Genomic DNA, 9,851 nt, shown 5'->3' with positions numbered 1-9,851 from the left:
GGGCGGGCACGGGCTGCGGGTGGTGGACCGGCTCTCCCGGTCCTGGGGCTCGGAGCCGGAGGGCGGCGGGAAGCTGGTCTGGCTGGAGGTGGCGGCCCCGGTCCCTCTTGTCGACCATGGCGGAGAACACGAGCTGACCGATCATGAGGGCCGTGCGGGACGTGGTCCAGGAGGACGTCCCCCCGGGGGACGTGACCCCGGAGGACGTGACCCCGGAGGCGGCACCGGCACCGGTTAGGCACCGGCACCGGCACCGGCACCGGTTAGGCACCGGCACCGGCACCGGTTTGGCGCCGGTGCCGGTCAGGTGTCGGTCGGCTCGGCTCAGTGGCCGAGCGCGTTCGCCAGCTCGCGTTTGTTCATCTTCGAACGGCCCTTGATGTTGCGGTGCTTGGCCTCGTTGTACAGCTGGTCGTAGGTCGGACCCTGGGAACCGCTGTGTGAGCGCTTCCCGCCGCGGTGGCCGGAGGACACGTCATTGATCGAGCTGCGGCTCGCGGTCTCCGACTCGCCGTGCCGGGCGCGCTCCTTGTTGACCGTCCGGGCGGCGATCTCCTTGGCCCGCTTCTCGCTCTCGCCCCGGTCGAGCGCGCTCTCCTTGATGTGCTCGTACTGGCGCTCCCGCTTGGGGCTGGATCCTCGGGGCATGATGCCCCTCCTTTCGTGGCCGAGGTGGTTCGAGGTGTGACGGGATCGCGACTACCCGTACAAATCAGAAAAAAACGATCGAAACATGAATTCAATGTCGTATGTCGGGTAGAACCTCATGCAGCGGCCACGACCGGATCCGGCCGCTCCAGCACCCGCCGGGTGCCACCGGGACCGCGCTTGAAGAAGCCGGGCACAGGTCCTGGGGGAAGAAGCCCGCGACGCGCGAACGAAAGCTCGCGCCCCGTCGCCGGGCGTTCACCCCGATGCCCAGGAGAAGTCAAGTGTCCACCTCACTGGAAACAGCCCGCCAGGATGCCGCCACGCCTCCCGTGCTGCCCGCCGACCTGCCGGATCTGCCCGCCGACCTCCCGCCGAGACCCTCCGAGGCCGAACTGAGGTCGATGGGGAAGACGGAGGCCCGCGAAATCAGCGACGCCCTGTTCGAACGTCTGGCCGGCCTCGCCCGGGAAACCCACGCCTACAGCTACGTCCGCGGCACGATCATCGAACTCAACATGCCGCTGGTGCGCTTCATCGCCGCCCGCTTCCGGCACCGCGCCGAGGACATGGAGGACATCCTCCAGGTCGGCACGATCGGCCTGATCAAGGCCGTCGACGGCTACGACCCACAGCGTGGCGTCGAGTTCGTCACCTACGCCATCCCGACCATCACCGGCGAGATCAAGCGGTTCTTCCGCGACACCTCCTGGCCGGTGCGTGTGCCGCGCAGCATGCAGGAGCTGTACCTGACCGTCGCCCGCGGCTCGGACCGCCTCGAACAGGAACTCGGCCGGCTGCCGCAGCCCGAGGAGCTCGCCGAGGGCCTGCACCTCACCGTCGAACAGGCCACCGAGGGGCTGCTCGCGGGCCGGGTCTACCGCCCCAACTCCCTGGACGCGCTGCGCGACCAGGACGCCGACGAGAGCGGCAGCGCCCTGCTCGACCGGCTCGGCAGCTGCGACCCGGGCATCGAACTCGTCGACTTCCGCACCGCCGTGCGCCCGCTGCTCGCCGACCTGCCGCGACGCGAGCAGATCGTCCTCAAGCTCCGCTTCTGGGACGGCTGCACCCAGTCCCAGATCGCCGAACGCATAGGCGTCTCGCAGATGCACGTCTCCCGACTGCTCAGCGCCACCCTCACGCGGCTGCGCGAACAGCTGGAGGACCGCGAGGCCCCCGGCTGGACCGAGGAAGTCGAGGAATCCGAGGAAGCCGACGAGGCCGAGGAAGCCGTTTCGCCTCGCGACCCGGATGGAGCGCAGGACCCGGACGGACCGCCCGACCCGGCCTGAGACCGTCGGCCGGCGCCGAGGGCGCTAAGCGAGAGCGTCGCGAGCGTACGGCCACGTCCGGCGGACCGAAGGAGGACCAGGTGACCACGACCACGGCGGCGCTCTTCGACGTCGACGGGACCCTGCTCGACACGGCCTACTTCCACGCGCTCGCCTGGTGGCAGGCCCTGCGACAGCACGACCGGACGGTCCCGACCGCCCGGGTCCACCGGGCGATCGGCATGGGCGCCGACCAACTGCTCGACCACCTGCTCGGCGAGGACCGCGACCACGGCGACGACGACGCGATCACCGCCGCCCACGACGCCCTCTACGCCGCCCACTGGCCCGCGATCACGCCACTGCCCGGCGCCGCCGACCTCCTCCACGCCTGCGCCGCCCGGGGCCTGCGGGTCGTCCTGGCCAGCTCCGCCTCCGAGCGGGAACTGACCGTGCTGCGCCGCGCACTGGACGCCGACGACGTGATCGCGGCCGCCACCACCGCGGACGACGTGGCCGCCACCAAACCCGCGCCCGACCTCGTCCGGGCCGCACTGGACCGTGCGGGCGCGGCCCCCCGGGACACGGTGTTCGTCGGCGACACGGTCTGGGACATCGCCGCCGCCGACCGTGCCGGGGTGCCCTGCGTCGCCGTCGAGAGCGGCGGCTTCTCCGCGCAGGAACTCCTCGGCGCGGGCGCCGCCGAGGTCCACCGCGACACCGCCGAGCTGCTGGCCGACCTCGACAGCAGCCTGCTCGTGCAACGGCCTGTGGGCTGACGGCGCCACGCCCGCCCTGCAGCCGGCCGCCGGAACGGCGGGGGAGTCGCCCACGGGCTCCCTGCTCGCGGGCAGGTGCGTGCTCGCCGGGGCACCCGGGTCGCTCGCCGTCCGGTTGGGGCCCGCCCGTCGCGTTAGCGGCCGCGCACCCCGGGCACCCGCTACGGCGGACCGAAAGCACCCTGCGGACCGGGAGTACTTCGCAGACCCGGAGCTCTGCGTAGACCCGGAGCACTGCGCAGACCCGGAGCACTGCGCAGGCCCGGAGTACTGCGCAGGCCCGGAGCACTGCGCGGCGACGAGGCGGAGGGTATGGAGGCGGAGCGTATGGAGGCGAAGGGCATGGACGGGCGGCAGCGGGACGTACGGTTCGGCGACCACCCGGCGGCGACGGGCGGCACGCCCGTCCCACGCGGGCCCCTGTCGGCGGCGGTGCTCGCGCTGGTGGGCGCCGGAGCGCCCGGCGCCGGACGCTTGCTCGCGCCGCCCGGGCCCTTCACCCACCCCTGGGGCGAGGACCACCAGCTCGCTCTCCACCTCTGCTACGAACTCCACGACCGGGGCCTGCCGGGCGTCGACCCCGGCTGGGAGTGGGACCCCGAACTCCTCTCGCTGCGACGCTCGTTGGAACGGCCGTTCCTCGCCGAGGTGCGCGCGGAAGCGGACCCCGTCCCGCCGCTGGGGGAGGCGCTGGAGCAGGCGCTGACGGATCCCCCAGACGGCACCGGTCCCTCGCACTTCCTGCTGGCCGAGGGCGAACTCCGGCACGCCCGCGAGTACCTGGTGCACCGCTCGCTGTACCACCTCAAGGAGGCGGACCCGCAGCTGTGGATGCTGCCGAGGATCCACGGCCCCGCGCAGGCGGCGCTGATGGCGATCCTGTACGACGAGTACGGCGCCGGACGGCCGGAACGGGCGCACGCCCTGCTGTTCGCCCGGATGATGACGGCCTTCGGCCTGGACCCCGGCTACCGGCACTACCTGGACCTGGTTCCCGCGCCGACCCTGGCGGTGGTCAACCTGATGACGCTCCTCGGCCTGCACCGGGCCCTGCGCTTCGCGGCGGTCGGGCAGTTCGCCACCATCGAGATCACCTCCTCGCCCGGATCGGCCCGGCTGGCCGCGGCGCTCGAACGGCTCGGCGGCGGCCCGGACGGCACCCTCTTCTACCGCGAGCACGTCGAGGCGGACGCCGTCCACGAGCAGTTGGTGCGGCGCGGGGTCATCGAGGAACTGGTCGCCGCAGAGCCGGAGTCGGCGAAGGACGTGGCGTTCGGCATCGCCGCCGCCGCGGTCGTGGACGGCCGCTTCGCGGACCACCTGCTCGACTGCTGGCGGGCCGGGCGGACCTCCCTCCGCTCACCCCTGCCCGACGGCCCCGCCCTGCCCGACGGCCCCGCCCTGGCCGCCGGTCCGTCCTGAGCCCCGCCCCGGCCGGCCGCGCCTGCGGTGGCTGGTGTCGCAGAACGGGTAGATCCGGCTCCGGCGGCAGGCGCACAGCGCCACCACGGGGCGCTCGGAGACCCGGACCGTGCCGTCCGGCAGGACCACCTCCACCGGGCCCTCGACCAGTAGGGGACCGCCCGGTACGACGACCACCCTGGTCGCGTCCCGGTCAGCGTTCGCGGACACCGCGCACCACCACCAGCTCCTCCTCGCGCTCACCCGGCCGGATCAGCCCGCGCCGCTCGAACAGCGCGGCCCGTGCGGTCATCACCGGCCCGAACCGCTGCCGCCGCCGGGCCGCCACGTGCACGCGCAGCCCCGCCGCGCGCAGCAGCGCGAGGGTGGCGGGGACGTCCGCGAGCGAGGACTGCACGAGCAGCAGCACACCGCCGGTGGCGAGCAGGCCGGGGGCCGTCCGGCAGATCCGGTCCAGGACGAGCCGCCCGTCCGGCCCGGCGTCCCAGGCCAGCGCGGCGCCCCGGCCGGCCGCGCCCGCGGCGGGATCGACGGGGACGTACGGGGGATTGGCGGTGATCAGGTCGAACCGCCCACCGGCCACCGGGCCCAGCAGATCGCCCCGGCGCAGCCGGATACGGAGGTGGTGCAGGCGGCTGTTCAGCCAGGCGGTCGCGACGGCGCGGGCGGACAGGTCCACGGCGGTGACCTGCGCCCCCGTCCGCGCGGCCACCAGCGCGACCGCCCCCGTTCCGGTGCAGAGGTCGAGCACCCGCCCGGAGGCGTCCAGATGCTCCCGGCGCACGCACCGGGCCAGCAGCCGGGTGTCCCCCTGTGGGGGATAGACCCCGGGTGGTCGAAGCACCAGCATGACGAGTGTCTTTCCGCTCGTTTCGGCCGCACCGTCAGGCCCGGGCAGGCGCGGCGGCGCGGGTCGGGCCATCGGACGACGGCGGTCGTTTCCTCCAGGCGTGCTCCCCGTGCGGCTGCCCCCGGTCGTGGGCGCGAAACGCCGTCCGGTGACGCGGTCAACCGGCTCCAGCCAATCAGCCCTGGTCAACCGGCCCCAGCCAACCGGCGCCAGTCACCCTGCGCCCGGCAGCCGCACCTCCAGGTGCCCCGAGAGCACCCGGGTCTCCAGCACCGGCTGCGGCGCGGTGGCCGGACCGTGCACCACCTGGCCGTCCCGCAGCCGGAACTCGCTGCCGTGCCACGGGCAGCGCAGGCAGCCGTCGGCGACGGTGCCCTCGGACAGCGGCCCGGACAGGTGGGCGCAGCGCTCGGCCAGCACGTGGCAGCTCTCGCCGTCCCGGACCACGACCACGGCCAGCTCACCGGCGGTCCGGCGGACGGCCCGGTCGGCTGGGAAGTCCTCCAACGGGCCGAGGCCGACCCAGTCGGCCGGCGCCAGCCGGGGGACGGCGGCGGCCCGGTCCGGGCCGGCGGCCTGCCGGTAGGACAGGTGCGCGCCGAGCGCGGCCCCGGCCGAGACGGCGCTCAGCCCGGCCAGGCCGAGCGCCCGGCCGCGGACGCGGTGCCCCCGGCAGCGTGCCAGCAGCGATCCGGCGTAGAGCAGCACCCCGGTGGTGTTGGAGAGCGCGTGCACCAGGCCGGTGCGGCGGCGCGGCGGATCGAGCCGCGCCCAGTCCACCCAGCCGGCGAGCGCGGCGGGTCCGGCGGCCAGCAGCCCGGCCGCCACCAGGGTGCCCGCCGACCGGTGCCCGCCCGGGGTGAAGTCCAGCAGGGCGGCGGACGTCCAGCAGCCCAGGGGGAGCTGGACCAGCGCCGGGTGGAGCGGATGGCCGAGCCACACACCGTGCAGCGCGTCGCGGTACGGCCCGAGCGGGAGTGCCTCGGCCGCGTCGGCGAGCGGCTGGGCCGGGGCGTCGAGGAAGTCCCAGTGCTCCGGCGCCTCCAGGGCGCGGCGCAGCCGACGGGACCAGCGGTGGGTGTGCAGGGGTGAGGTGTCCATACCGAGCGGCTAGCCGGGCACGGGCCGGCCAAACCCCGGAGCCGGGTGGTGTCAGCCGGGTGGTGTCATGAGCCGATCAGGGTAGCCGCCGGGCAGGCCGGGCCGGGTCGGCGGCCCGGGGGACCCGGTCGCGATCCTGGCGGGCTGACCACCGCCCCGGCCCTCCCGGCCCCTGCCGGACCCGACCGGGGCCGGGACGGTTACACCGGGGCCCTCCGGGCAGACGCGCGGTCGGCCGGGAAATGACCCGGCCCGTACCAGCGAGGAGGCCACGGATGAGCATCGTGAAGGAATCGGTCGACGTCGACGTCCCGCTGCACACCGCCTACAACCAGTGGACCCAGTTCGAGGAGTTCCCGCGCTTCATGGAGGGCGTCCAAGCGGTGACCCAGCTGGACGACCGGCACAACCACTGGCGCACCAGCATCGGCGGCGTCAGCCGCGAGTTCGACACCGAGATCGTCGACCAGCTGCCCGACGAGCGGATCGCCTGGCGGACCACGGACGGCGAGGTCGAGCAGAAGGGCGTGGTGACGTTCCAGCGGCTTGACGAGGGGCGCACCCGAATCAACATGGCCATCGACTTCCGGCCCGAGGGCATGGTCGAGAAGGCCGGCTCCGCGATGGGTGCGGTCGACCGGCGGGTCAAGGGGGACCTGAAGCGGTTCAAGGAGTTCATCGAGCACCGCGGTCAGGAGGAAGGCGGCTGGCGGGGGCGGATCAGCCCCGGCTGATCCCGGCTCCGTCCCGTGCGGCACCGTCCCTGGGGGCGGAGCCGCACGGGTGTGCGCGACCCCCGGGGACCGACGAGCCGCTTCCCGGGCCGCCGCCCACATCGGCCCGGTTGGCCCCGGCCGCGCGGGGTAGGCGCGGCGGCATGGAGGACATCGGACGACCGACCGGCGATCCCGCCGGCGACGACGCGGACCAGCTCGACCTGTGCGACCACTGCGGACTGGCCGTCGCCAGCGCCGACCTGCTCGGCGCCTTGGTGCCGGATTCCTCCGCGCTGCACCCCACCGACCCGGACCTGGACGGCAAACGCATCCTCATGGCCTGCTCGGTCGACCACCTGGCCGCCCTGATCGAGGACTACCGCCACCGCCCATTCGTCCAGGAGGAGCAGTGGGCCGGCAAGGTCTGCCGAGCCATCGCGGACAGCGACGAGCCCGTCCCGATCAGCGTGGTCGCCCGACTGAGCGGCCTGTCCGAACACCAGGCGGTGCAGGGCGTGGAATGGCACAACGCCCGCGCCCGGGAGTGGCAGAAGCGCTATGGCGGCCACGGCGAGCACTGACCGCAACGCGGAGGAACGGTCCGGGGCGGGGCCGCCACCCCCGTCGCCGGGCCGCGTTTGGCCGGGAGCCGTCCGGGGACACGCCCGGGCGATGGGGGAAGACCATCCGACAAGGAGACACACGATGTCGAACGATGCCATCGTCCTGCTGCGGGAGGACCACAAGGAAGTCCGCCGCCTGTTCCGCGAGTACCGGGGACTCGTCCAGGGCGACGGCGACGGCGGCGCGCAGGCGCGGCACGAGAAGGTCGAGCAGATCGTCGAGGCGCTGACCGTCCACACCTACCTGGAGGACGAGCTGGTCTACCCCAGGATCCGCAAGGAGGTGCCCGGGCTCGCCGAGACCATGGACCGTGCCAAGGAGGAACACCACGTCGCCGACCTGCTCTGCGAGGAGCTGAGCCGGATGGTCCCCGACGACGACGGCTACGACGCCAAGACCGCCGTCCTGATCGACGCCGTCGAGCGGCACATCGAAGAGGAGGAGGACGACTGGTTCCCGAAGGTCCGGGCCGCCCTCGGCCGCAATGAGCTGCGGGAGATCGGCGAACGGATGCAGGCCGTGCGCGAGACCGCACCGCGCCGACCGACTTCCGGTGGTGTGCTGCGCCGCATTGCCGATGCGCTGGAGGGCTGACCGCCCGGGAACGCGTAAGGAATCGACCTCTCACCAGTGAGCCTCAGCGGTGAGGGGTCCGTTCTCGAGGTCCGAGGGGCCGGGAGGCCGGTCATCCGTCCCCCCGGCCCCGGCCGCCGCCCCCCGACTTCTTCCCGCCCCCCGACGTCTTCCCGTCTCCGGGCTCTTTCCCGTCGCCCCCGGGCCCTTCTTCCTCCTGGAAGGACACGTCGACGTGCTGTTCGGGGCGGCGTTCCTCCTGCCGGGCGACGGAGGACAGGACCGCCTCGTCGGCGTCCGTGAGCGGCGGCTGCAGCAGGCTGCGCGGCCAGAGCCGGCGGGCGAGCACGACGTTGGTCTCGGCCGCGTACACGGTGACCTGCGCGGCCAGGTAGAGCCAGAAGAGCAGGCCGATCACGGTCGCGAAGAAGCCGTAGATCTGGCTCGCGTGGCGCAGCTCGTGGGTGACCAGGAGTGAGCCGCTGGCCTGGAGGGCGGTGAACAGCGGCCCGGCGAGCGTGCAGCCGGGCCACAGTGCCCGGGTGGGGACCTCGCGTGGGGTGAGCACCCGGAAGCAGGCCAGGCACAGGGCGGTGTTCAGCAGCGCCGAGACGACCAGGCCCCCGATCCGGGCGGGCACCCCGCCCAGGGCGGTGCCGAGCAGCGAGGCGGCCGCCGTGCCCAGTACCAGCCCGGTGCCCAGCACGGCGAACAGCAGCAGGCTGCGCGCCAGCCGGGGCAAGTAGCCGGGCCGCTGCACCCCGGGGATGTTCCAGACCTCGGCCATGGCGTGCTGGAGGACCTGCGCGATGCCGAGCGCCCCGTACAGCATTCCGAGCGCGCCGATGAGCAGGGCCAGGCCACTGCCCTGGAGGGAGTGGACGTTCTGGCGCAGTTGGTCGCCGATGATCGGGAAGTCGGCGAGCGCGGAGTCCACGACCGAGCGCTGGGCGCCGGGATGGCCGTGCAGGACGAATCCGAGCACGGTGCTGAGCAGGAGCAGCAGGGGGATCAGGGCGACGAAGCCGTAGTACGTGATCAGGGCGGACAGCAGCCCGCCGCGGTCGTCCCCGTACTTGCGTACGACGCCTACCACCACGCCGGAAGCCCGGTGGCGTTGCTGGAAACCGTCCACGCCCCGCAGGGCTCGTTCGATCGGGTTCACATCCGGCGTCTGCCCCCGCCGCGCGGGCCGACACCCGCGGATCTCCGGTCGTCGGGCACGGATTGCTCCGCCGTGGGCCGGGCACGCGCGAAGCGACAGCGGACGCAGCACGGGACAGCGGAACACAGCACGGGACGAGGAGGCAGCCGTGAACGGGATCCCCCAGGGCGGTGCGCGAAGGGTGCCGCCGCGTCGCCGGCCGCGCCCGGCGTCCTGACCGGTCCGGCGACGGGAACGGCGTCATGGCCTTCCAGCATCCATCCGAGCGCAGCCGTACGGGCCGGGGCCGGTTCGAACGGTTGGCGGAGGCGGCCTCCAACCTCACCAGCTCCCCGGCCTTCTACGCGGCCTGCGTGCTCCTGGTGCTGGCCTTCGTGGCGGTGCACGCCGCCGGCCTGGCCCTGGAGTGGCAGATCCTGGTCGGGGACACCATGACCGCGCTGAACCTCCTGCTCCTGACCCTGCTCAAGAACGCCGAACGCCGAGCGGAGCACGCCGTCCAGCGCAAACTCGACGCCATTGCCACCGCCCTGCTGCGGCAGGCCGACGGGAAGGACCCGGGCGACGCCCGCAGCGCACTCGAAAAGGCCATCGGCATGGAGGAGGAGGTCTGAGCCCTGAGCCCGGCGGTCACCGCACCACTGAAGGCCACCCTGGTGGAGGCCACCCTGGCCGACACGTTGACGGAAGGACGATTGC

12 protein-coding genes are annotated in these 9,851 nt (G+C 73.6%); 7 read left to right on the top strand and 5 right to left on the bottom strand.

Annotated features, from left to right (window positions below):
* Positions 1 to 324: 324 nt before the first annotated feature.
* Positions 325 to 648, bottom strand: a complete 324-nt coding sequence (locus ACIBEC_RS46300; protein WP_360510044.1) for a plasmid stabilization protein — start codon at positions 646 to 648, stop codon at positions 325 to 327.
* Positions 649 to 932: 284 nt separating this feature from the next.
* On the opposite strand from ACIBEC_RS46300, the gene ACIBEC_RS46295 reads away from it, so the two are divergent.
* The 3 genes from ACIBEC_RS46295 (at position 933) to ACIBEC_RS46285 (ending at position 4,123) form a co-directional block, all read left to right on the top strand.
* Complete coding sequence (locus tag ACIBEC_RS46295; protein WP_360510045.1) at positions 933 to 1,943, top strand: SigB/SigF/SigG family RNA polymerase sigma factor; 1,011 nt, start codon at positions 933 to 935, stop codon at positions 1,941 to 1,943.
* 80 nt (positions 1,944 to 2,023) lie between these two features.
* Positions 2,024 to 2,701 (top strand): HAD family hydrolase, encoded by a 678-nt coding sequence (locus ACIBEC_RS46290; RefSeq protein ID WP_360510046.1) that lies wholly within the window; start codon positions 2,024 to 2,026, stop codon positions 2,699 to 2,701.
* Between the two features lie 342 nt (positions 2,702 to 3,043).
* Positions 3,044 to 4,123, top strand: coding sequence for an iron-containing redox enzyme family protein (locus tag ACIBEC_RS46285; RefSeq protein WP_396290745.1), 1,080 nt, complete (start codon positions 3,044 to 3,046; stop codon positions 4,121 to 4,123).
* Here the strand turns inward: ACIBEC_RS46285 and ACIBEC_RS46280 are convergent.
* The 3 genes from ACIBEC_RS46280 to ACIBEC_RS46270 all read right to left on the bottom strand — a co-directional run bounded on the left by ACIBEC_RS46280 (position 4,061) and on the right by ACIBEC_RS46270 (position 6,074).
* On the bottom strand, positions 4,061 to 4,333 hold the full coding sequence (locus ACIBEC_RS46280; RefSeq protein WP_360510048.1) for a CDGSH iron-sulfur domain-containing protein: 273 nt from the start codon (positions 4,331 to 4,333) through the stop codon (positions 4,061 to 4,063). The genes ACIBEC_RS46285 and ACIBEC_RS46280 overlap by 63 nt on opposite strands.
* On the bottom strand, positions 4,317 to 4,973 hold the full coding sequence (locus ACIBEC_RS46275; protein WP_360510049.1) for a HemK2/MTQ2 family protein methyltransferase: 657 nt from the start codon (positions 4,971 to 4,973) through the stop codon (positions 4,317 to 4,319). Before ACIBEC_RS46275 ends, ACIBEC_RS46280 begins: the two co-directional genes overlap by 17 nt.
* 213 nt (positions 4,974 to 5,186) lie before the next feature.
* Positions 5,187 to 6,074, bottom strand: a complete 888-nt coding sequence (locus ACIBEC_RS46270) for a Rieske (2Fe-2S) protein (protein WP_360510050.1) — start codon at positions 6,072 to 6,074, stop codon at positions 5,187 to 5,189.
* Positions 6,075 to 6,349: 275 nt separating this feature from the next.
* Between ACIBEC_RS46270 and ACIBEC_RS46265 the strand changes: the two genes are divergently transcribed.
* The 3 genes from ACIBEC_RS46265 to ACIBEC_RS46255 all read left to right on the top strand — a co-directional run bounded on the left by ACIBEC_RS46265 (position 6,350) and on the right by ACIBEC_RS46255 (position 8,008).
* Complete coding sequence (locus ACIBEC_RS46265; RefSeq protein WP_360510051.1) at positions 6,350 to 6,808, top strand: SRPBCC family protein; 459 nt, start codon at positions 6,350 to 6,352, stop codon at positions 6,806 to 6,808.
* A 143-nt stretch (positions 6,809 to 6,951) separates the two neighbouring features.
* Positions 6,952 to 7,371: a hypothetical protein gene (locus ACIBEC_RS46260; RefSeq protein WP_360510052.1), complete on the top strand. Its 420-nt coding sequence runs from the start codon at positions 6,952 to 6,954 to the stop codon at positions 7,369 to 7,371.
* Between the two features lie 124 nt (positions 7,372 to 7,495).
* A complete protein-coding gene (locus ACIBEC_RS46255) occupies positions 7,496 to 8,008 on the top strand; it encodes a hemerythrin domain-containing protein (protein ID WP_360510053.1) in 513 nt (170 codons plus the stop codon).
* Between the two features lie 91 nt (positions 8,009 to 8,099).
* On the opposite strand, the gene ACIBEC_RS46250 is transcribed toward ACIBEC_RS46255, so the two are convergent.
* On the bottom strand, positions 8,100 to 9,152 hold the full coding sequence (locus tag ACIBEC_RS46250; RefSeq protein WP_360510054.1) for a YihY/virulence factor BrkB family protein: 1,053 nt from the start codon (positions 9,150 to 9,152) through the stop codon (positions 8,100 to 8,102).
* Between the two features lie 242 nt (positions 9,153 to 9,394).
* On the opposite strand from ACIBEC_RS46250, the gene ACIBEC_RS46245 reads away from it, so the two are divergent.
* Positions 9,395 to 9,766, top strand: a complete 372-nt coding sequence (locus ACIBEC_RS46245; RefSeq protein ID WP_360510055.1) for a low affinity iron permease family protein — start codon at positions 9,395 to 9,397, stop codon at positions 9,764 to 9,766.
* Positions 9,767 to 9,851: the final 85 nt, after the last annotated feature.

This window comes from Kitasatospora sp. NPDC051164, assembly GCF_044455625.1.
Classification (GTDB): Bacteria; Actinomycetota; Actinomycetes; order Streptomycetales; family Streptomycetaceae; genus Kitasatospora.
This window is presented reverse-complemented; position numbering and strand designations above follow the sequence as displayed.